This window comes from Pontibacter mucosus, from assembly GCF_003054055.1.
In the GTDB taxonomy this organism is placed as follows: domain Bacteria; phylum Bacteroidota; class Bacteroidia; order Cytophagales; family Hymenobacteraceae; genus Pontibacter; species Pontibacter mucosus.
Map to the genome: position 1 here is coordinate 147,272 of NZ_QBKI01000005.1, position 19,701 is coordinate 166,972.

At 52.9% G+C, this 19,701-nt stretch carries 19 protein-coding genes and 3 tRNA genes; 12 read left to right on the plus strand and 10 right to left on the minus strand.

Annotated features, from left to right (window positions below; all coding sequences use genetic code 11):
* Window positions 1-46: 46 nt before the first annotated feature.
* Entirely contained in the window at window positions 47-856 is an 810-nt protein-coding gene (locus C8N40_RS11330; protein ID WP_108211884.1) for a FixH family protein, read from the minus strand.
* A 177-nt stretch (window positions 857-1,033) separates the two neighbouring features.
* Window positions 1,034-1,405, minus strand: a complete 372-nt coding sequence (locus C8N40_RS11335; RefSeq protein ID WP_146173554.1) for a hypothetical protein — start codon at window positions 1,403-1,405, stop codon at window positions 1,034-1,036.
* Between the two features lie 448 nt (window positions 1,406-1,853).
* Here C8N40_RS11335 and C8N40_RS11340 point away from each other — a divergent pair, with 448 nt between their 5' ends.
* Entirely contained in the window at window positions 1,854-2,966 is a 1,113-nt protein-coding gene (locus C8N40_RS11340; RefSeq protein ID WP_108211886.1) for an acyltransferase family protein, read from the plus strand.
* Between the two features lie 449 nt (window positions 2,967-3,415).
* On the opposite strand, the gene C8N40_RS11345 is transcribed toward C8N40_RS11340, so the two are convergent.
* The 3 genes from C8N40_RS11345 to C8N40_RS11355 form a co-directional block, all read right to left on the minus strand.
* A tRNA-Arg gene (locus C8N40_RS11345) sits at window positions 3,416-3,489 on the minus strand.
* A 71-nt stretch (window positions 3,490-3,560) separates the two neighbouring features.
* Window positions 3,561-3,634, minus strand: a tRNA-Pro gene (locus tag C8N40_RS11350).
* A gap of 124 nt (window positions 3,635-3,758) precedes the next feature.
* Window positions 3,759-3,845, minus strand: a tRNA-Ser gene (locus C8N40_RS11355).
* A 373-nt stretch (window positions 3,846-4,218) separates the two neighbouring features.
* Between C8N40_RS11355 and C8N40_RS11360 the strand changes: the two genes are divergently transcribed.
* The 5 genes from C8N40_RS11360 to C8N40_RS11380 all read left to right on the plus strand — a co-directional run bounded on the left by C8N40_RS11360 (window position 4,219) and on the right by C8N40_RS11380 (window position 8,186).
* A complete protein-coding gene (locus C8N40_RS11360) occupies window positions 4,219-5,190 on the plus strand; it encodes a VWA domain-containing protein (RefSeq protein ID WP_108211887.1) in 972 nt (323 codons plus the stop codon).
* Window positions 5,187-6,119, plus strand: a complete 933-nt coding sequence (locus tag C8N40_RS11365) for a tetratricopeptide repeat protein (RefSeq protein ID WP_108211888.1) — start codon at window positions 5,187-5,189, stop codon at window positions 6,117-6,119. The genes C8N40_RS11360 and C8N40_RS11365 overlap by 4 nt, the downstream gene beginning before the upstream one ends.
* Before the next feature lie 99 nt (window positions 6,120-6,218).
* Complete coding sequence (locus C8N40_RS11370) at window positions 6,219-6,812, plus strand: TetR/AcrR family transcriptional regulator (RefSeq protein ID WP_108211889.1); 594 nt, start codon at window positions 6,219-6,221, stop codon at window positions 6,810-6,812.
* A 54-nt stretch (window positions 6,813-6,866) separates the two neighbouring features.
* Complete coding sequence (locus tag C8N40_RS11375; protein ID WP_108211890.1) at window positions 6,867-7,376, plus strand: acyl-CoA thioesterase; 510 nt, start codon at window positions 6,867-6,869, stop codon at window positions 7,374-7,376.
* A 174-nt stretch (window positions 7,377-7,550) separates the two neighbouring features.
* On the plus strand, window positions 7,551-8,186 hold the full coding sequence (locus C8N40_RS11380; RefSeq protein ID WP_108211891.1) for an HD domain-containing protein: 636 nt from the start codon (window positions 7,551-7,553) through the stop codon (window positions 8,184-8,186).
* Here C8N40_RS11380 and C8N40_RS22430 read toward each other — a convergent pair.
* Both C8N40_RS22430 and C8N40_RS11385 read right to left on the minus strand, forming a co-directional pair.
* Complete coding sequence (locus C8N40_RS22430; protein ID WP_146173555.1) at window positions 8,163-8,366, minus strand: hypothetical protein; 204 nt, start codon at window positions 8,364-8,366, stop codon at window positions 8,163-8,165. The two genes, C8N40_RS11380 and C8N40_RS22430, sit on opposite strands and share 24 nt — an antisense overlap.
* A gap of 104 nt (window positions 8,367-8,470) precedes the next feature.
* Window positions 8,471-8,860, minus strand: a complete 390-nt coding sequence (locus C8N40_RS11385) for a VOC family protein (protein ID WP_108211892.1) — start codon at window positions 8,858-8,860, stop codon at window positions 8,471-8,473.
* 311 nt (window positions 8,861-9,171) lie between these two features.
* Here C8N40_RS11385 and C8N40_RS11390 point away from each other — a divergent pair, with 311 nt between their 5' ends.
* Entirely contained in the window at window positions 9,172-9,603 is a 432-nt protein-coding gene (locus C8N40_RS11390; protein WP_108211893.1) for a PaaI family thioesterase, read from the plus strand.
* Between the two features lie 347 nt (window positions 9,604-9,950).
* Here C8N40_RS11390 and C8N40_RS11395 read toward each other — a convergent pair whose 3' ends face one another.
* On the minus strand, window positions 9,951-12,824 hold the full coding sequence (locus C8N40_RS11395) for a S9 family peptidase (RefSeq protein ID WP_108211894.1): 2,874 nt from the start codon (window positions 12,822-12,824) through the stop codon (window positions 9,951-9,953).
* Between the two features lie 299 nt (window positions 12,825-13,123).
* Between C8N40_RS11395 and C8N40_RS11400 the strand changes: the two genes are divergently transcribed.
* The 4 genes from C8N40_RS11400 (at window position 13,124) to C8N40_RS11415 (ending at window position 17,722) form a co-directional block, all read left to right on the plus strand.
* Window positions 13,124-14,308 carry an acetyl-CoA C-acyltransferase gene (locus C8N40_RS11400; RefSeq protein WP_281259516.1) on the plus strand — a complete coding sequence of 395 codons (1,185 nt, stop codon included), beginning with the start codon at window positions 13,124-13,126 and terminating at the stop codon, window positions 14,306-14,308.
* 126 nt (window positions 14,309-14,434) lie between these two features.
* A complete protein-coding gene (locus tag C8N40_RS11405; protein WP_108211895.1) occupies window positions 14,435-14,968 on the plus strand; it encodes a HEAT repeat domain-containing protein in 534 nt (177 codons plus the stop codon).
* A gap of 216 nt (window positions 14,969-15,184) precedes the next feature.
* Complete coding sequence (locus C8N40_RS11410) at window positions 15,185-16,504, plus strand: toxin-antitoxin system YwqK family antitoxin (RefSeq protein WP_108211896.1); 1,320 nt, start codon at window positions 15,185-15,187, stop codon at window positions 16,502-16,504.
* Window positions 16,505-16,678: 174 nt separating this feature from the next.
* Entirely contained in the window at window positions 16,679-17,722 is a 1,044-nt protein-coding gene (locus tag C8N40_RS11415; protein ID WP_108211897.1) for an SDR family oxidoreductase, read from the plus strand.
* An 83-nt stretch (window positions 17,723-17,805) separates the two neighbouring features.
* Here the strand turns inward: C8N40_RS11415 and C8N40_RS11420 are convergent, their stop codons facing one another.
* Window positions 17,806-18,312 (minus strand): cupin domain-containing protein, encoded by a 507-nt coding sequence (locus C8N40_RS11420; protein ID WP_108211898.1) that lies wholly within the window; start codon window positions 18,310-18,312, stop codon window positions 17,806-17,808.
* A gap of 213 nt (window positions 18,313-18,525) precedes the next feature.
* On the opposite strand from C8N40_RS11420, the gene C8N40_RS11425 reads away from it, so the two are divergent.
* On the plus strand, window positions 18,526-19,173 hold the full coding sequence (locus C8N40_RS11425; protein WP_108211899.1) for an SIMPL domain-containing protein: 648 nt from the start codon (window positions 18,526-18,528) through the stop codon (window positions 19,171-19,173).
* 35 nt (window positions 19,174-19,208) lie between these two features.
* Here C8N40_RS11425 and C8N40_RS11430 read toward each other — a convergent pair whose 3' ends face one another.
* On the minus strand, window positions 19,209-19,655 hold the full coding sequence (locus tag C8N40_RS11430; RefSeq protein ID WP_146173556.1) for a hypothetical protein: 447 nt from the start codon (window positions 19,653-19,655) through the stop codon (window positions 19,209-19,211).
* Window positions 19,656-19,701 lie beyond the last annotated feature (46 nt).

A 19,701-nucleotide genomic window follows, 5' to 3' on the forward strand; every position in this document is an offset into this window, starting at 1 on the left:
TGGCAGCCGTACTTATGGCTATTGCTTCAGCACGGCTGCCGGCCTGCTAAAAATTGACTTCGAAGTATACTTTGCCTGCTTCCTCAGTGCCGTCCTTTAGTGTCAGGTGCAAGTGCCACAAGCCCGTCATCGTGAAGTTTACCTTGCCTATGTAGTGCCCGCCACTCTGATGCACCGGGTTCACATTGTTGGGGGAGCCATGGCCCATAGCAGGCATTTCGGGATTGAGCTCCAGTGTCAGCTTGCTCTCTGCCGGGAAGTCCATCATGTTGTTTACCCGGTATACTGCCACTTCCAGATCATTCACGCCAACTTTGGGCTGCTGCGGCTGCAGGTAAGCCACAAAGTACTTGGCCCCGTCTGTCTTCGATACAAAAGATTTGAGGCGGGAGGTGGCTGGCTCGAAGACCGTTACAGGCACTGTCGCTTTGGTTTTCCGTCCATCGGCCTCTACTTCTACTACCAATGTCCAGGACCCCATTTCGCCGGAGGGCATGGTAAAAACTACTGCCCCACTGAATAGTCCATCCACCGCACGGTCGGTGGCCGGGTTTTCTACCGGAGCCGCATGCTGCTTGTCCATCATGTGCATCATGGGTTGCAGTTTTATACTTGCCTGTTCTATCCGTTTGCCGGAGGCAGCATCGAACAGGGCAATGTGCAGCGGGTTATAGCCGGTATAAAGTTTGTCTGTGCTGTATACTTCTACTTTGATGTCGGCCGTTTCCGTCTGGCCTTCGGCAATTTTCTGGTAGTTTATCGTTGGCATGGGCGCAACATCCTCAGAGTCGCAGCCGGTTGAGAAAAATGCTATCAGTGCGAGGGCCCACAAGGTGAGCCAGTTATACTTTTTCATGATGCTTATACTTCTTTGTCCCCTGATGCAGGGTAATAATTGGATATAGGTTTAGCTGGCGGGGCGCAAGGGGGCCACGCATAAGTATGCTTCCACGTTTCTGTGGGGGCAGGTAGAGTCCCATTTAGTGGCAACGGCACGTCAGGTCGCGCTGCGGAGGGACGCAGGAATGGCAGCTTATATCCGTGGAGGGTGAAAGCAGTCGGAGAGGTAGGCGCTATAGTAGGCTCCGCTGCTAAAAGTATAATACAGGGTAGTTTCGGGATTAGCCGGGAGAAGCGGGCTCCAGAAGATCGTTGGGGCTGTAAAGGGGCTTATCTCCAGCTTCAGGCTGAGCCCTGAAGCGTTGCTGTCAGGCGCATCCGCCTTCTGTAGTTCGTTTTTGAGATAGCACTTGCCCTCACATTCCAGTTCAGGCCTGTCCCTGTTCTCGCAGAGCACCGCGGCAATGTAGGCTTTGTTAGCGAAATAAGACGAGAACACGATGCCCTTGTAGGTTACCTGCAAGGTTAAGAGCAGAAGCAATATGGCAGCTATCGTAGGTCTCATTTCAATGGCAAAGGTAGGGCTGCGTATTTCCTAATTAAATGACATCCATCACTTTGACTTACAGCAATTGTCAGCATCGCCACAAGTATAAGTCACAGGCAAGGCCTTATATGCTCTTGCATCTGCCTTAGGTACAAATCACCTATAAGTATAATGGCCGTTGGAGGGATGAACGAGCATTACGCCAGAACTTGGTTCTTTCAAGGAAGCGCAGACGCAGCGAGTTTACCACCATTTTAGGGGCTTGTGCTGCCCTCCAAAAGGCTGCCTGAGCTAAGCAGGGCGAACAACTTAGGCTTTATCCAAAATCATCAACCACATTTTACGCTTAGGTTTCTGCGTTTAAATGCGATTAACTTAATATATTACGGACTTATCTGATAGATGCTATGGCAAGGAGTCTCCTAACCGGCTCGTCACCTATCGCACTTCACCCTTGTCAAAATAGATGAATAAGCTTAAAGTAAACACGGGAAACCTGGAGGCTAACTCGGGCCTTCTCAAACCAAAACAGCATTTTGTTATCCTAGATGGACTGAGAGGAGTAGCGGCTCTGGCTGTTGTCATTTTCCATTTCATGGAGTGGGTTCACCCGCCAGACTCCGGCAAAATTTTCATCGGGCATGGCTTCCTGGCCGTAGACTTCTTTTTCTGCCTGTCAGGGTTTGTTATCGGGTACGCCTACGACGACCGCATCGGTAAAATGGGCGTTAAGGAATTCTTTAAATCAAGGCTGATAAGGCTGCACCCGCTCGTCATACTTGGTTCGGTATTGGGCCTGCTGGCTTTCCTCTTCGATCCGTTCGCCGCTCCTGCTGATGCTTATACCGCAGGCGGGCTTTTCCTGGTTTTCCTTTGCTCTGCCCTCCTCATTCCCTATCCGGTGATGGAAGAGCGTGCGTTCAACCTGTTCGGCCTCAATGCCCCTTCGTGGTCCTTGTTCTGGGAATACGTTGCTAACATTGTGTATGCCCTTGTCCTCTACAGGCTCTCCCGCCGCAGTTTAATTGTGCTGACAGCCCTGGCAGCGATTACCCTTTGTTTTGTTAGCTACCGTGCAGGAAACCTCTTGGGCGGCTGGGCAGGAGAGAACTTCCTGGACGGCGGTGCGCGTATCGCCTACTCCTTCTCCGCTGGCCTGCTGATCTACCGTTCTAACTGGATTATCAAAAACAACCTTGGGTTCATCGGCCTGGCAGTTCTGCTCTCGCTGGCCTTTGTGATGCCCCATTTTGATGGATGGAACTGGGCTACAGAGGCGGTGGTTGTCCTATTTTATTTCCCGCTACTTGTTGCATTGGGAGCCGGGTCCAGCTTGTCGCCAGGAGTTAAAAAGCTCTGCGTGTTTTCCGGAAATATCTCCTACCCCCTCTACATGACGCACTACGCCGTTATCTGGATATTTGGCAACTATTTCACGAGCCAAAAGCCCGGAACAAACGAGCTGTTTCTTATCGTGTCGGTAGGAACACTTCTGTTGGTGGGCTTTGCCTATATCGTGATGGTGGTGTATGATGTGCCTGTAAGAAGGTACCTGAGCAGCAAGAGGCACCAAAAGTAAAACTTATACTTTACCCACGCCTACCAAAACGGCCAGCGGAGGTGTATGTGATGCAGCATATAAGCCTCTTCTGGCCGTTTTCTTTTTGAGTGAGAGTAATCCGGTTCCCAAGGGCGTTTGTTTATGCTTCTGTTGTATCAAGCAGAGAAGCGCTTAGCGTTCGGGCAACTAGAAGGAACAAAGGAGCTTGCTGTTTCATCCTCTGCCCCTATTGCCAAGGGTTTATTTGGCTATAAATCTTTAGAATGGAAATAATGTGTTACCGTTAGTATAGGAGCATAACAGTGTGCCAAAAATCACACGCAAAGTGTGCCAACTTTAATTCAAAGGCAACCTAAATGACTGTTGGGCTTTGTGGGAATGAAAGTGAAGTTATCCGAATTTGACGTCCTAGGACATAAAAAAACCCTCTCTACATGCCGTAAAGAGGGTTCGTAATGTTTAAACCGTGATCCCGTTTGGATTCGAACCAAAGACCTACTGCTTAGAAGGCAGTTGCTCTATCCAGCTGAGCTACGAGACCAGCGTTTGTCAGGAGAGCAGATGCTCTACCCTTAAACAAAAAATTTCGGAATCTCTTCCGAAATTTTTTAGTCGGGGTGGCAGGATTCGAACCTACGACCTCCACATCCCAAATGTGGCGCGATACCGGGCTACGCTACACCCCGAACTATGGTTTCGCTTTCGGACTTTCCGGTGTTTGAACCGTGTTATCTGATTGCGATGCAAAACTAAGGAAGATTTCAGACTAGCAAAAGTTTTTTTCAACTTTTTTTCATCGTCATCCTGCTGCGGAGAGGGGGGGATTCGAACCCCCGGTACCGTTTCCAGTACGGCAGTTTAGCAAACTGCTGGTTTAAGCCACTCACCCACCTCTCCGTGGAAAAATCTCTTACTGCTTAAGAGACTGCAAACATACTACATCGTTCCGTACAACGCAATACCCTCCGGCAAAATTCCAGCTAAACATTTCATCTCCCCTCCCCCCTCAAAAGCTAAGTCATTGATCCATCAGCCCTTCATTTGAGGAAAATTCTTCAGAATTTTTTCAAAAACCCTGCTATACTATGTAAGCGCCCTTTTCCAGTTATAGAAAAGCGCCCTTTTCCAGTTATAGAAAAGGACATCCACTATAGCTGGCCCCCCCTATTGAAAAAATGACCCTCCGCTGCAGTATGGTGGCGGTTTAGTATATTTGTAGCTGTGGCACGGGGTTTCCCATACCCTGGCGCCTCTAATTAACTACTTTATAATGACCTGGTATCAGAGCCTGACCTTGCTGGAGCTACTGCTTGGCGCCACCTTTCTGGTGTTGTACGCCGGCTATCTGCTGCGTGTGCGCAGGGTGGCGCTGTTCTTTAAGCAACGGCCACACGGGGTCTGGTTTAAGTTCCTGCTACGCCACCTGTACCTGGTGCTGATTATCATTGCCATACTCGGCCCCTCGTTCGGCGCCATGAAAAAGGAGATCCGCACCATCGGCAAGGACCTTTACATCGCCGTGGACCTTTCGCTTTCCATGGACGCGACGGATGTGCAGCCCTCGAGGCTGGAGCGGGCAAAGCACGTTACCCAGCGCCTGATCACCCGCTTTAACTCCGACCGCATCGGGCTGATGGTTTTCTCTGACGAGGCGCATATCCAGAGCCCGCTTACCTACGACCAGAACGCCCTGCAACTCTATACCCAAACACTGCGCACCAGCCTGCTCCCCCACACCGGCACCAGCTATGCCCCTGTGCTGGAGCTGGCCCTGGATAAACTCCGGCAGCGCTCCAACACCGCCGAAGAAGAGCAAAAGGCCCGGGTGCTGGTGCTCATCAGCGACGGGGAGGATTTTGGCAGCGATGTAACAAGGCTGGCCGGGCAACTTCAGCGGGAAAACATACGGGTGTATGCACTCGGAATCGGCACAACGGAGGGAGGCCGCATCCCGGTAGGGCAAGCCTTTAAAACTGACCAGGAAGGCAGGGAGGTGGTAACTAAACTAAAGCCGGAGCCCCTGGAGCAACTGGCAGAGTTAACGGGTGGCGCTTACTTCGAGGTGAATGACCGCGTGAGCGAAACAAGCAAGCTCATCAGCACCATCAATAACATTGAGGGCGAGCTGCGCGAGAGTAAAACCATCGATGTGACCGCCAACAAGTATGTATACCCGCTGGTGCTGGCCCTGTTCCTCATCCTGCTGGACATCCTGATCACCGTAAAACTTATCCGGATATGAAGGGCATGACACTGGCAGCTATACTTTTGGTGAGCCTCTTCAGTGGGGGAATATCCGTTGTGACGCGCATAAACCAGCACACGCAGGAGGCTGCCATTGCCTATAAGCGCCAGGATTTTATCGAGGCTATCGCCTCCTACAATTACCTGCTGGAGGACCTGAATGTGGACGACGACCAACTGCGCCTCAACCTGGCGCACTCCTACTACCAGGCTGGTTTGCTGCCACAGGCCACCGCCGCCTACCAATACCTGGCCGACCACCCCCAACCACGGCTGCGCGCACTCGCACACCTGCAGCTGGGTAATATTTATACCCGCCAGAAAAAGTATAAGCGGGCGTTGGCCTTATACAAGCAGGCGCTGGTAACAGAACCAGGCAACGAGGCGGCCCGGTATAACTTTGAACTTCTGAAAAAATACCTGCTGCTGAACCCCGAGGCCGGCATAGAGGACGAACCGGCGGAAGATAAGGTGGGGAGCATGGAGCAGAAGCCTGAGCCGCCCGCCACTGCCGACAGCCCGAAACCAAGGCAGAACCCCGATGCGCAATGCGACCAGCAAGAGGAAATAGATACCCCTGAACCCGATCAGAATGGTCAGGAGCAGCAGCCCGCCGGAAGCCATGAACTACCTGAGGGTGAGAAGGAGCGGGAAGAGGCCACTGGAGAGGAAGAAGGCGATGAGCAGGGCCAGAAGCAGGACAATCCCTTCGACAAGAACGGCCAGCAGCACAAAGGCAGCGCAGAAGGAATCTCTGCCGAGGATGAGATGGCGCAGACCCGCCGCGCCCGCCTGCGCCAGGCCAACATGAGTCCGGAGAAAGCCCGCCTGTTGCTGGATGCCATGCGTAACGCGGAAATGCAATACATCCAGCAACTCCCCAAGCAAAGCACCAGACAGCCTGACCGCAGCAAACCGGACTGGTAAGCTACCCCACCTTCAAAGCTTTTCATTGGAAAGTAAAGCATACTTGCTTTTTAAAACCAATCGGTTTATTTTGCGTTTACCAAAGTATAAACAGCCCCCATGAGTAAGGCAGACCGCACACGCCAACTGATCATCGAGAAATCGGCCCACCTCTTTAACCAGAAAGGGTATGCCGGCACCTCCATGCAGGACATCATGGCGTCGACCGGGCTGACGAAGGGCGGGATTTACGGGCATTTCGAAAGCAAAGAGGAAATTGCCCTGCAGGCATTCGAATACGCCGCTGCGCACCTGCTACAGTTGCTCAGCGACAGCATCTCGCCGCATACTTCTGCTACCAAAAAGCTGGAGGCAATTATCTCCTTCTACAAAACATACCTCTACTCCCCTCCTATACAGGGCGGTTGCCCTGTTCTGAACACCTCCGTAGAAGCCGACGACACCAATCCGCTGCTAAGGGCCAGTGTGGTGCGGGTGCTGAACAAACTGCACAAATCGGTGGCCAACATCGTGCGCCAGGGTATGGCACAGGGCGATTTCAAGGCCGACACGGACGCAGATCGCTTCTCCATACTTTTTGTAAGCATGATTGAGGGCGGCATGATGGTTTCGAAAGCCTACGGGGAGGCGAAATACCTGCACACCGGGCTGCAGCACCTGCAGCAGCTTATAGAGCAGGAACTGAAAGAATAATTTTTTTATCCTAAAATAAACCAATCGGTCTTTTTTTTAAAAATTAATTAACCCATGAAAGAAACAACAAGTATCGCACAGCAACTGGAAAGCAAAGCCCGCATCCGCTTTGAGGACTGCGACCCCTTCGGGCACCTGAACAACGGCCGCTACATCGACTATTTTATGAATGCCCGCGAAGACCAACTACGGGAACATTACCAGCTCGATATTTACCAGCACATGCAGCAAACCGGCAATGTATGGGTCGTGGCATCCAGCCAGGTGGCCTATCTGCAGGAAGTGAAGCTGAACGAAGAAGTTATCATCCGCACCAACCTGCGCTGGTTTACAGAATCCGATCTATTTATGGAGGGCCTGATGCTCCACCCCGAAACGGGCAGGGTGAAGGCGGCCGTTTGGCTGCGCTTCGCTTACCTGAATGTGCGCAAAGGCATAAAAGCCACCCACGAGCCACAATTGGCGGAGCTGTTTGAGGCAGCCGCAGTAAAAGGCGCAGGAAAACCCGACCAGTACTTTGAAGAACGCGTCAGGGAGCTGCGCACCATGGCCGTTGCAGATTAAGCCCTCACAGCAGACTGCGAAACATTCATACTTTTAAGGCTCTCATTTACAGGGATTTGGATTGGGTATGCGCTGCCGGCAGCTTATTTTTTGTTACTTTTGCTCATGCTGTTAAACCTTCTGCTTCGGATTCTATCATAATATCAGCCCCCATCCTCAAATCAAAATAAAATTATGAAGGAGCAACTGAGACAAGTACTCGAAGTACTCACCCTTGCTGAAAAACTAAAGTATGAATTGCGCCACAGCTGGCTGTCGAATGGTAGGCAGGAGAGCGTGGCAGAGCATACGTGGCGCATGTCGCTGATGGTGGTGCTGCTGGAGCCCTACCTGGACCAGGAGATAGACGTGGCCCGTACCCTTAAAATGGTGATTGTGCACGACCTGGTGGAGGCCGAAGCCGGCGATATCCCTGCCTTTGAGGTGAAAACCCTGGCGTTGGAGGAACTGAAGCGCCAGAAAGAGCTGCGAGCCATCGAGAACCTGCGCGAGGCCCTTGGCCACGGGCTGGGACAGCATGTGTACGAGCTCTGGCACGAGTTTGAGGACAAGCTTACGTACGAGGCGCGCGTAGCCAACGCCCTGGACAAGCTCGAACTGCGCCTGCAGCACAACCACGCCGCCCTGGATACCTGGCTGGAGGTTGAGCAGGAGGCTGTTTTCCGACTGGACAACCATACCTGGTTCGACTCCTGCCTGGATCAGTTAAGGGAACTGATCGAAGAGCAGGCCGTACAGAAAATGGAAGAGGGTGGCATAAGTGTAGCCTCCGTTAAAGAACGCCTTTTAAAGCAGGCACTTGCTGTATAGACCCAAACATATTGGTGCCAGGGCGTACAGCTTCGGCACGTTGTAAAGGACGCTAATCGTTACCATACTGGTGGCGCTTAACGTGCTGCTCGAGAAAATAACGATGCTTTGGTTTAGGGGTTTGCTGGTGGTGCTGGTGCTGTTGTAGCCCTTCATCTTCCGGATGTCGCGCGCCTGCAAATCAATCTCCTGCTGCGTTATGGCGAGGAGGCAGCTGCAGCCACGCGCTGTTAGCCATGCATTTTTGAAACGATTAGCCCTGGCACCAAAAAGCCAGGGCTTTTTTATAGTTCAATGTCCGGAGCATAGGCCACCTCCAGCACAAAGCCGTTCGGGTCCCGGAAATCTACCGTGTAGTACTCCGGTGTGTATTGCGGCATGGCCTGCGGTCCGCGGATGATGTCGGCGTTTATACTTTGGAGCCACTCCCCTACTCTGTTCACCACCTCCCGGCTTTCAGCATGGAAGCAGATATGGCGCACGCCCAGGCTGTCGTGCAGCTGCACGGGCATCTGCTTAAAGTATATTTCGTGCACGCCGCAGCTAAAAGAGGTTCTGTTCAGCGCATACCACCCGATCATCGGAAACAGTTTACTGTAAAACGCCAGCGACTCCTCCAGATCTTTTACCCAGAACTCCAGGTGGCTGATGCCCACGCCATACTTATATGCCATACTTTACTTTGCGTTTGATGCCTGCTAAAGTATAAAAATCCTAGAAGAGGCGAAGGCGGCGCTACATATATACTTTTATACTTGCTTTCCCTACCCTATGATAAAGTATAAATTCCCAAACTGCTGTGACTATACTTGCTGCTATACTTTCAAAATATACTTTCGCCACTTCGGACATCCCTGTCCGGAACTAATCTGCTGCGGACTTTCTTGTCCGCATAAGCCTTTCGTGTGACCCAAGCTATACTTTATACGTTGCAACCGCCCTGCCGCGAGCGCAGTTTTTCCTGATTTATACTTATACTTGCCGCATGCAACACGAGGAACATTACCAGCGGCTGGAGCGGCTCTACCACCAGGCCAAGGTGCAGGAACTCTTCAGCGGCAGCACCATCAGCGTAAGCCACAGCCACTCCGAAATTACCCTGCCCATCCGGGATGCCTACTTTCACGGGGCCAACGCGCTGCACGGGGCCGTTTACTTCAAACTGCTCGACGATGCCGCCTACTTTGCCGTGGCCTCCGTGGTGCGCGATGTGTTTATCGTCACGTCCTCCTTCCAGCTAAACCTGGTGCGCCCTGTTACCGGCGGAGCGTTGAAAGCAGTAGGCACCCTGCGCTCCCAAAGCAAGAATTTATTTATTGCGGAAGCCACGCTGTACAACGTGCGCGGAAAGGAAGTAGCTTTCGGCACCGGCCAGTTTGTACGCACCACGCAACCGCTGGGAAGTTTGGGAGTTTAGGAGTTAGAGAGTTGAGGAGTTGTAGAGACGCAACACCTTGCGTCTTAGGAGTTAGAAAGTTAGAAGGTTAAAAAGTTAGAAAGTTTGCCCTCGCTCGCCTCTGGCGAGTGTGAGGTATTAGGTGGCGTCCCGCCACGTTCCGTTCAATAATTTCTACACAGCAAGTATAAAAGTTTAGCTGAAGCATAAAGTATAGCCTTCAGCAGCCAGAGGCCGTGGGATAGCGTGCACTCGCCAGAGGCGAGCGAGGGCGCCCTGGAAAGTATGAAATCATACTTCAGCTAACAGCATAAAAAAACGGGAGCAAGTATAACCTGCTCCCGTTTCTCTTTCTTGGAGAGTATAAACTACTCTTTCGCTTCTCCGGCTACTTCGGGTTCGGCTATCAGCTCCAGGCCGTAGTTCTTGCCTTTCACCACCGATGGCACGCCCTGCTCCATCCATACCGGGGCCGGGACTCCTTTCAGGTAGTGATCGAAGAACTGCGACATGCGCACCGAAAGGTCTTTGCGGTTCTTGCGCTCTATCAGGTTGTGCTCCTCGCCATTGTACACCAGCATCCAGACAGGCTTGTTGAGGCGACGCAGCGCCATGAAGTACTCAATGCCCTGGTACCACGGCACAGCACCGTCGTTGTCGTTGTGCATGATGAGCAGCGGCGTCTTCACGCGGTCGGCAAAGAAGAGCGGCGAGTTCTCGATAAACTGCATTGGCTTCTCCCACAGCGTGCCGCCGATGCGGCTCTGCGTGCGCTCGTACTGGAACTGGCGGCTCAGGCCCGTGCCCCAGCGGATACCGCCGTAAGCACTCGTCATGTTCGATACCGGCGCGCCGGCCATGGCCGCCTTAAACAGGTTAGTACGGGTCACCATGTACGCGATCTGATAACCGCCCCAGCTTTGCCCCTGCAGCGCCATGTTCTTCTCATCCACAAAACCCTGCTGCACCAGCATTTGCACACCCGGGATGATGCAGTCCATCGCACTCTCGCCCGGATAGCCATCCTGGTACACGATGTCCGGCACAAACACCAGGTAATCGTTGCTTACAAACAGCGGAATGTTTATGGTTGATGCACTGGGAGCCGGCACGCGGTGGTTGTGGATACCATCCGAAGAACGCTCGTAGAAGTACACCATCATCGGGTACTTCTTATTCGGGTTGAAGTTCTCCGGCTTGTAGAGCAGGCCCTGCAGCGGAATGCCATCCGTGGACTTCCAGTCTACCAGTTCCACCGTGCCCCACTTATACTCGGCCGTCTGCGGGTTGGCGTCGGTGAGTTTGTCTACCTTGGCAAAGCTCAGTTCCGAAGTATACAGGTCGTTGTAATGGCGGTAGTCGCCACGGCGGAAGGTGATGCGGTTGCTGTTCTTGGCTTTGCTCAGCGATGTATAGGCATGGTCAGAACTGATAAGCTGCTGCGGCTGAGCGTTTCTGCCCACATAGTCTTTGTAGTAGCCTGCCGCCTTGGTTACATAGTTAAAGCCGGCCAGCACCAGCTCCGCATTGGCCGGAATGAACTTCTCCTCCGGGTCGAGCTTTTCGTAGCGCAGGCGCAGGTTATTCTGGCGACCATACGTGTCGGTCAGGTTAACGGCCGCTTTTTTGCCTGATGGGTCCAGTTGCCAGATGTCGTGGCGATCGTATACGAGCAGGTGGCTGTCGCCCTCTACCCAGCCGGCCAGCCCGTAGCTTCCGGGCAGCATCGGCATGTCGTTGTCCTCCTCATAAAACGGCACGTCTGCTTTTTTAGTCAGGTTGAGGTTAGCGCCGCCTTTCGTGTTCAGCACATGCCAGCTGCTGTCCAGCGGCTCGTACCAGTACACATACTTGCCCATGGGCGAGAGGCGCGGATTGCCTCTTGATTCGGTCAGTACCTGCTTCACGGTTCCTTTTTTCAGGTCAATCAGGAAAGCGTCCTTGCGGGTGGGGGTATCGTAGCCGATCGTGATTTTATACTTCTCATCGCTCACGCCGAGCGCCACATCACCAGTTCTATTGGCATCGAGGTAAATGTCCGGCATCTCCAGGGTAGCCAGCTGCTGCATTTTACCTCCTCTGAGGTCGTACATGGCCAGGAAGGAGCGCTTGAGCGTGCGGTCGTTCTGCTTGAGCTGCATCGGCTGGATGAGCGGGTCTTTGTAGGTCCAGATATCCAGGCTTACCTTGTCCTCCTCCAGCTGGGTGGTATCTTTTTCGTAGCGCACCGGTCGCGGGAACGTACCGAAGAACAGGCGCTTGCCATCTTCTGAGAAGTTCAGGCTGCCATGCTCGCTCACCATCCAGTTTTGCGGCATGCCTTTGGCCACTGTGTCGGCCAGCACCTGCTTTTTGCGGTCTTTGGCGTTCCAGTAGTTCAGGCTAAAGTAGCGGATATCGGCTTTCAGCGTATCAGCTGTGGCCACGTAGGCCAGCTGGCTACCGGCCTTGTCGGTGCTGATGCCCTTGTAGGTAACCAGGCCTGTATCGATTGGCATCTCCTTAAGTTCAGCTGTGTTAAAGGCAAAAACCCCGGCACGGTGCAGCGAGTCGAGCTCATCCTTTACAAAGTATAGCATGTTGCCCTGCTCGGAGAAAATGTAGTCCACCACGCGCGGGAAGCGGTGCTCCTGCCCGGTGCTCAGGTTGCGTAGCACAAGCTCGGTGCCTTTGGCATCCTTGTTTGGCTTGAGGGCCGGCTTCTTTGCCTCTGCTTTTGCAGCGCCCTCGGCTGCCTCTGTTTTCTTATCTTCCTTCTTCTCCGGCAGTTGTTTCTCCAGGTGGTAGGCCAGCCAGCCGCTTCCCTCCTTTGGCAGCTTGTAGGATTTCACGCGCGGCAGCTTCACCACGCTCATGTCCTCTAGCTTCACAATCGCCAGCGAGTCTTTGGGCAGGTCGTCGCCTTTCTTCTTTTTCAGCTTCAGGGCACGCACCTTGTCGTGTTCGGGCTTTAGCTGGAAAACCGCATAGCGGCTGTCGTTGCTGAAGCTGGCTCTGGTGCCCCGGCTATACGTGGTGGTGGCATTGCGCTGCAGGTTCCGGATGTGGAGTTCGCCGTCGCCCTCCTGCGGGTTGATGTTGTAGAGCACGTACTGCCCGTTGCGGGAGAGTGCATCCCCGCTCAGCGCATTCCAGCTGTCGTATACCTCGTGGGAAAGTGTTTTTTTAGCTGCCTGTCCTTGTGCCTCGGCCTGTAACAGACCGGCGCCAAAGAGAGCAGCCAGGCATAAAAGTTTCTTCATTTCGGGTGAAAAGCTTGATAATAAGGTAAGTGTTGTGAATAAAGCTAAACAATATCGGCCAAAAGTATAGCCGTTCTATTGTTTAGACAGTAAAATACCCCGGGAGTTTATAGCATACAGAAAAAAAGTATAAAAGGAGTTTGGGAGTTGAGGAGTTGGGGAGTTAGAGAGTTTAGGAGTTAGAAAGTTAAAAGGTTAGAAAGGTGTTTGGGGATGAGGGAAAAGGGGTCCTAACGCTCGTTTGGTTTTGAGCGTAAATCCCTGTAACTTCACAACCAAACCCAATAAACATCAAAACTATGCAGATTAAAGAAGTATATATTATATCGGCGGTTCGTACTCCGATTGGTTCTTTCGGTGGTGCGCTGGCCAGCCTTTCGGCTACGCAGCTGGGTGCGGCAGCCATCAAGGGAGCCCTGGAGCGAGCCGGCGTCGATAAAAAAGAGGTGCAGGAAGTGATCATGGGTAACGTGCTGTCGGCCAACGTGGGCCAGGCTCCTGCCCGACAGGCGGCTATCTTTGCCGGCCTTGGCCACGAGGTGGAGTGTACCACCATCAACAAAGTATGCGCCTCCGGCTCAAAGGCTATCATGTTCGCCGCGCAGGCCATCATGCTGGGCCACAAGGACGTGATCGTGGCGGGCGGTATGGAGAGCATGAGCAACGTGCCGTTCTACCTCGACAAAGCCCGTTTCGGCGCCAAGCTGGGCCACGGCCAGATGATTGACGGATTGCTGAAGGATGGCCTGTGGGATGTGTACAACAACTTCCACATGGGTAACGCCGCCGAAAACACCGCCCGCGAGCTGAAAATCACGCGCGAGATGCAGGACGAGTACGCCATCAGCTCTTACAAAAAAGTAGCCGCTGCCGCTGAGGCCGGCCTGCTGAAAGACGAAATTGTGCCCGTAGAGATTCCGCAGCGTGGCAAAGACGCGCTCGTGGTAAGCGAGGATGAGGAGTTCAGAAAAGTGAACTTCGAGAAAATACCTGGCCTGAAGCCGGTGTTTGACAAAGAAGGAACGGTAACGGCCGCCAACGCCTCCACGCTGAACGACGGTGCCGCGGCACTGGTGCTGATGAGCAAGGAAAAAGCGGAGGAACTGGGCGTAAAGCCAATTGCCAAAATCCGTGGCTTTGCCGATGCCGAGCAGGATCCGATCTGGTTCACCACCACCCCATCGCTGGCCATTCCGAAGGCGCTGAAAAACGCAGGCGTATCTCCGGAGGAAGTAGACTTCTATGAGATCAATGAGGCGTTCTCCGTGGTTTCCATCGCCAACAACCAGAAACTAGGCCTGGAAGGCGGTAATGTGAACGTGTTCGGTGGTGCTGTATCGCTTGGCCACCCGCTGGGAGCCTCCGGCGCCCGCATCGTGACTACGCTGTGCAACGTGCTCGACAAGAAAGGCGGCAAGATCGGGGTGACCGGTATCTGCAACGGCGGCGGCGGCGCCTCTGCCATCGTGATCGAGAAAGTATAACCTGTACCTTCGGTATATAATTTGCAGGAAGCCTTACGTTAAGCGCGTAAGGCTTTCTTTTTATACTGTAGCCTGCGTATTAAACTGATTCCTATCCTTTTGATGTTTACCAAATCCAGAGAACCTATGTTATTAGAAACCGAATTAGCTAAATTTTGGGAATGGGCGGGCATGACGCCAGATACTTACCCTGAAAACAGAGGCCTCGGAGAGTGGGAAACGGAGTATACGGATTGGGAAGCATTATATAAGGCAGCAAAGGAAGTGGTTGGGCAACTGAACACAGAATTTAACCATGACCTGGCCCAGCAGCTTGTTTATGCGCTTGCCATAGACAATGAGTCGGGACAAGTTCTGGCGATGATTGAGGGGAAACTGGAAAGCAAGCTGCGGTTCGTTAAAAAAGCAGTTAACTCAAACCAACCACAAGCGAAATGGCAAATTGCCGAGTTGCTCGGAAATGTTGACGTGGAAAACAGAGAGCAGCTTCTGCTTAACCTGATTAACCGCAACGACGACAAGTATATAAAACGGAGGGCCTTGATGAGCCTGAGCAAAGTCAATCATCCTAAAGCGGTTGAAGTAGCTCAAACATTTCTAAAAGATACAGACCCCTTCCTGAAGTTGGTTTCTAAGGAGATCATCAAAAAGAAAGTATAACCTTATCCAATTCACATTCTGGATCAGGATTGACAGAATTTTAGGATAAGCAGGATGAAGGCAGTATACTTACAATATTATACTTTATACTTGTGGGGAAGTATAAGATGTCTGATTCTGCTCCGAACCACCTGACAGCAAGCAGGTTGGGAATGATTGAAGTATAAATCCTGTTTCCCTTAATGCTGACAAAGTATAACATCACAGTTAAAGAACATGCGTAAACTCCTGGCATTACTGCTTCCGTTGGGCCTGGTGCAAAGTATGGCACTGGCGCAACAGCAGGTCACCACTTACCACGACGAGGCGTTCACCCAAATTAAGGAAGAGTACTACATCACTCCCGACTCTGCTATTGTGGGCTATTACCAACGCTTCTACCCTACCGGCGAGCGCGAGGCGCTGATAAAGTTTGTGGAGGGCAAAAAGGACAGCGTGTACACCGAGTTCTACCCGAGCGGCCAGCCCAAAATGCAGATCAGCTACCACCTGGATGTAAAGCAGGGTCCTTTCCGGGCGTACCGCCCCGACGGCAAACTGCTGCAGGAGGGATACTTCGAGAACGACAAGCAAAGCAAGCTGTACAAAACCTTCTACGCCGACGGCAAGGTGCAGAAAGAGACAGAGTTTGTCAACGGCTTCCCGGAGGGTGTGGTGCGGGAGTATTACCCTACAGGCAAACTCAAGTCTGAAATTACCTACCAGAACAGCAAGCAGAACGGCCCGGCCAAAACCTATTACCCCAATGGCAGTCTGGAAACCGAGGCCAGCTACCGCGGCGGTATGCTTCAGGGCTCCTACAAAACTTACTATGATAATGGCCAGGTAGAAACCGAGGTGCAGAACGTGGCCGGGCAGAAGCAGGGCACCTTCAAGAGCTATTACCGCAACGGGCAGCTCAGCACCGAGGGGCAGTTCCTGTCGGGTAAGATGCACGGACCGGCCAAATCATACTTTGAGAACGGCCAGCCACGCAGCGTCATCAACTACCGGAACGGAGAGATAAACGGCACGGCGCAGTACTTCTATGAGGATGGAAAACTCAAAGAGGAAATTACGGCCAGCAGTAATGGCAGCAACGTAAAAACCGTGCGCTACTACCCGAGCGGCAACCTGCAGGCCGAGGAGCAGCTCAAAGACAAACAAAAGCACGGCAACTGGAAAGTATACTATGATGCTCCGGGCAAGAAAGTGCAGCTAAGCGAAAACTACAACGCCGGAAGGCTGACCGGGGAGCGGCTGAGTTACTACGACAACGGGCAGGTGCAGGAAAAGCACGTGTACGAAAACGGCAGGATTGTCGGGATGAGCTATACCTACTATCCATCCGGTAAAACCAAGTCAGAAACCAACCACAAGGACGGCCTGCGCTTTGGCCCCTACAAGGCATACTTTGAGGATGGCAAAACAGAAGTAGTGGGGCAGTTTAGGAACAACCGCGAAACCGGCACCTGGAAGTACCACAGTCCGGAGGGCAAAGTGGTGAAAACCCGCGTTTACCGCAACGGCCAGGTAATGGAGGAAAAAGAGAAGTAAGTATAAACGGCTTTCCAAAGTATAAAAGCACTCCGGCGTGGGTGCTTTTTGCATTTAGAAGCTTTCAAAGTATACCTGTTATACTTCGCCCTTCCCCGCTACACATAACTATGAAAGGTAGGCAGGCGTAACATCAGCAAACAGAAAGTATAAATTCAAGAAGCGATAGAGAACATGACGACTGATGAAAACAACCGAAGCGGTGCCTCTAAAGGCGTAGTGGTGATTACCGGCGCCTCTGCCGGGTTGGGGCGCGCCTGCGCCCGCGAGTTTGCCAAGCAAGGGTACGATGTGGGGCTGCTGGCCCGCGGCAAAGAGGGCCTGGAAGGCGCCAAACGGGAAGTAGAGCAAATGGGCCGCAGGGCACTGTGGGTGCAGGTAGATGTGGCCGATGCACAGGCGGTGGAAGACGCGGCCGTAAAAATAGAGCAGGAACTGGGTGAGATTGAAGTATGGGTGAACAACGCCATGAACAGCGTTTTCAGCCCGGTAAAGAAGATGGAGCCCGAGGACTATAAACGCGTAACCGACGTCACCTACCTGGGCCAGGTGTACGGCACTTTGTCTGCGCTCAAACGCATGCTGCCCCGCGACCGGGGTTCTATTGTACTGGTGGGCTCGGCGCTGGCGTACCGGGGTATTCCGCTGCAGTCGGCGTACTGCGGGGCCAAGCACGCCATCCAGGGCTTCTACGACTCGCTGCGCACTGAGCTCATGCACGACAAGAGTAACGTGAAAATAACGATGGTGCAACTGCCGGCCATGAACACCACCCAGTTCGGCTTCGTGAAATCGCGCCTGCCTAACAAGCCGCGCCCGATGGGCACCATTTACCAGCCCGAGGTGGCCGCCGAGGTGATTGTGTATGCCGCTGAGCACGAGCGCCGTGAGTACCGCGTGGGCTACCCTACCCTGAAGGCTATCATCGGCAACAAAATTGCCCCCTGGTACGCAGACTATGTACTGGCCAACACCGGCTTCGACGGCCAGCAGACAGACCAGCCCGAAGACCCGAACCGTAAGGACAACCTCTACGAGCCCCTGCCCGGCGACCACGGCGCGCACGGCACCTTCGACGACCAGGCGACCTACTCCAGCCCGCAAGTATGGCTGAGCCTGCACCGCCAGGAGGTGCTCACCGGCGCCCTGGCCCTGGGAGCGCTTGCATTAGGCAGTTTGTTTGCCAAAAAGTGGACTGGAAATGGGAAGGAAGAGTAAAGCGACCGGACAAATATAACATAACAAAAGCGGCCGTTGCTTATTCAGCAGCGGCCGCTTTTTTAGGTTCTAGCAAGTATAAATTACCTGCCGAAGTCGTCCTGAACGCGCACAATATCCTCCTCGTCGGAAGGCTGGGCAGCGTCGGTATGTTGCCAGATTTCGGCCAGTACGCCCCAGTCCTGCAGGCCCACCAAGCGGTGGCGCTCACCTTGTTGCAGTTTTATCTGATCGCCGGGGTTGAGTACTTTTTGCGCTCCTTCTTCATCGGTATCGCTCGTTACCACGCCCACAGTGCCTTTTACCACGCGCCAGATCTCAGCTCTGCGGTGATGGTACTGCCACGACAGGCGTTTCTCCGGGGCCACCACCAGGATCTTCGGGCTCAGCTTGCCGGAAATTTTCAGGTCATCTACTGAAATGCCGTTAAAATAAGTATCGGCAAAGCGCTGGGCCTGCGACTCGTCGATTACAAAAAAGCCTCCCCAGGGGCGGGTGCGGTCCTGCTTGTCTATGTTAAAGCCTTTTGCCTGCAGCTCCTGCTTCAGTTCCGCGAAAAGCCTGTCTTTCGTTTCTGCTTCCGTTGTCATCCTTCGTTCTTTTATTTTTTACTTCGTTCTATTTTGAGAGCCGAATACAGCCTTACGCAAATAACGTCAGAAATTCCTAAAAATTCAGAAGGACTTTGGAGCCTTTACCGGAACAGGAAGTATAAACCCCCTCCAGGTATACTTTTTATACTTCGCTCCGCTTCTGAATAATTTAACTATATTTATACTTTCTGATATAAAACAAGTACATCGATGGAGCGAAAACTGCAGATAACGGGGCGGGGCAAACTGTCCGTCTCACCAGACATGGTTATACTTTCTTTTGATGCCTCGGCGCACGAGTGGGAGTACGAGAAAACGGTGAATGCCCTCAACAACAAAGTGGAAAGTTTACGCGCCATACTGGAGAGTGTGCACGTGGAACGCAAGAACCTGAAGACAAAAGACTTCAGCATCCGGAAGGATACGACCTGGAACAAAAAAACCGAGAAGCATGAGTTTAACGGTTTCAGGGCCACGCACCACCTGGAGCTGGAGCTGCCGCTGGACAAGCACCTGCTCAACCGCCTCCTGGGCCAGCTTGCCAAGCAGCTCGACAACCTGGATTTCAGCATCGCTTTTGGGGTGCGCGACGCCGCCGCACAGCAGCAGCAACTGGTGTTGCAGGCCATTGCCAAAGCCACGGAAAACGCCCAACTCATCGCAGGGGCCACCGGCGTGCAGCTACAGGAAATCCTCGACATCGATTACTCCTTCAGGGAGCTGACCATCCGATCCCAACGCCATGATTACCGGTTGTATGAATCAGAAATGAAAACGACCTACGATGCTGCCCCCGACTTTGAGCCCGACGACATTGATGTTTCTGAAACGATTACTATTACCTGGAAAATAGGTTAGAAGGCTGTCTAATAGATTGAGTTACCTTGGCTACGTTACGCTGCCACCAGCCACTCCAGGGCATCCTCCTCTGAGAGAAAATACTGGGTAATAAAGGGCGGGGTTTCGACCTTCACCCGTTTGTCCAGCACCTCGTTTGTCATCTGCTGCAGCGCATCCGTGGAAGACACGATGGCCAGGTACTTCAGGTGGCTTTTAGAGATTACCTCGATGGAGATTTTGGCCAGCCATCCCTGGTCATCCATGGTGAGCACGCCCATGCGCTGGTTATTGACCAGCAGCTTCTCTACATCCAGGCGCAGCAGGTGCCTGCCGATCTCCTCTATCCCATCCCGGTACTCGTGGCTTTTTACCGACCTCCGCCAACAAACCAGCAGCAGGTGGTTGGGCTTATCATAAAAAACATCTACATAATCCGTGTGGTACAACAACTCCCTCTCGGCATTCCCTTTCCCAGCCACAGCCATACAGGCTTCGGGCATATAGTTACGGTCAGCCCTTGCATTGTCTTCTTCCGTGCGCCTCTTT

What these genes read in the sequence shown, in the direction of transcription:
- C8N40_RS11420 (WP_108211898.1), bottom strand. Translation starts at nt 18,312, where the DNA reads ATGACAACGGAAGCAGAAACGAAAGACAGGCTTTTCGCGGAACTGAAG.
- C8N40_RS11405 (WP_108211895.1), top strand. Translation starts at nt 14,435, where the DNA reads ATGTTATTAGAAACCGAATTAGCTAAATTTTGGGAATGGGCGGGCATG.
- C8N40_RS11385 (WP_108211892.1), bottom strand. Translation starts at nt 8,860, where the DNA reads ATGGCATATAAGTATGGCGTGGGCATCAGCCACCTGGAGTTCTGGGTA.
- C8N40_RS11390 (WP_108211893.1), top strand. Translation starts at nt 9,172, where the DNA reads ATGCAACACGAGGAACATTACCAGCGGCTGGAGCGGCTCTACCACCAG.
- C8N40_RS11335 (WP_146173554.1), bottom strand. Translation starts at nt 1,405, where the DNA reads ATGAGACCTACGATAGCTGCCATATTGCTTCTGCTCTTAACCTTGCAG.
- C8N40_RS11415 (WP_108211897.1), top strand. Translation starts at nt 16,679, where the DNA reads ATGACGACTGATGAAAACAACCGAAGCGGTGCCTCTAAAGGCGTAGTG.
- C8N40_RS11430 (WP_146173556.1), bottom strand. Translation starts at nt 19,655, where the DNA reads ATGCCCGAAGCCTGTATGGCTGTGGCTGGGAAAGGGAATGCCGAGAGG.
- C8N40_RS11380 (WP_108211891.1), top strand. Translation starts at nt 7,551, where the DNA reads ATGAAGGAGCAACTGAGACAAGTACTCGAAGTACTCACCCTTGCTGAA.
- C8N40_RS11395 (WP_108211894.1), bottom strand. Translation starts at nt 12,824, where the DNA reads ATGAAGAAACTTTTATGCCTGGCTGCTCTCTTTGGCGCCGGTCTGTTA.
- C8N40_RS11330 (WP_108211884.1), bottom strand. Translation starts at nt 856, where the DNA reads ATGAAAAAGTATAACTGGCTCACCTTGTGGGCCCTCGCACTGATAGCA.
- C8N40_RS11360 (WP_108211887.1), top strand. Translation starts at nt 4,219, where the DNA reads ATGACCTGGTATCAGAGCCTGACCTTGCTGGAGCTACTGCTTGGCGCC.
- C8N40_RS11365 (WP_108211888.1), top strand. Translation starts at nt 5,187, where the DNA reads ATGAAGGGCATGACACTGGCAGCTATACTTTTGGTGAGCCTCTTCAGT.
- C8N40_RS11425 (WP_108211899.1), top strand. Translation starts at nt 18,526, where the DNA reads ATGGAGCGAAAACTGCAGATAACGGGGCGGGGCAAACTGTCCGTCTCA.
- C8N40_RS11410 (WP_108211896.1), top strand. Translation starts at nt 15,185, where the DNA reads ATGCGTAAACTCCTGGCATTACTGCTTCCGTTGGGCCTGGTGCAAAGT.
- C8N40_RS11340 (WP_108211886.1), top strand. Translation starts at nt 1,854, where the DNA reads ATGAATAAGCTTAAAGTAAACACGGGAAACCTGGAGGCTAACTCGGGC.
- C8N40_RS11400 (WP_281259516.1), top strand. Translation starts at nt 13,124, where the DNA reads ATGCAGATTAAAGAAGTATATATTATATCGGCGGTTCGTACTCCGATT.
- C8N40_RS11375 (WP_108211890.1), top strand. Translation starts at nt 6,867, where the DNA reads ATGAAAGAAACAACAAGTATCGCACAGCAACTGGAAAGCAAAGCCCGC.
- C8N40_RS11370 (WP_108211889.1), top strand. Translation starts at nt 6,219, where the DNA reads ATGAGTAAGGCAGACCGCACACGCCAACTGATCATCGAGAAATCGGCC.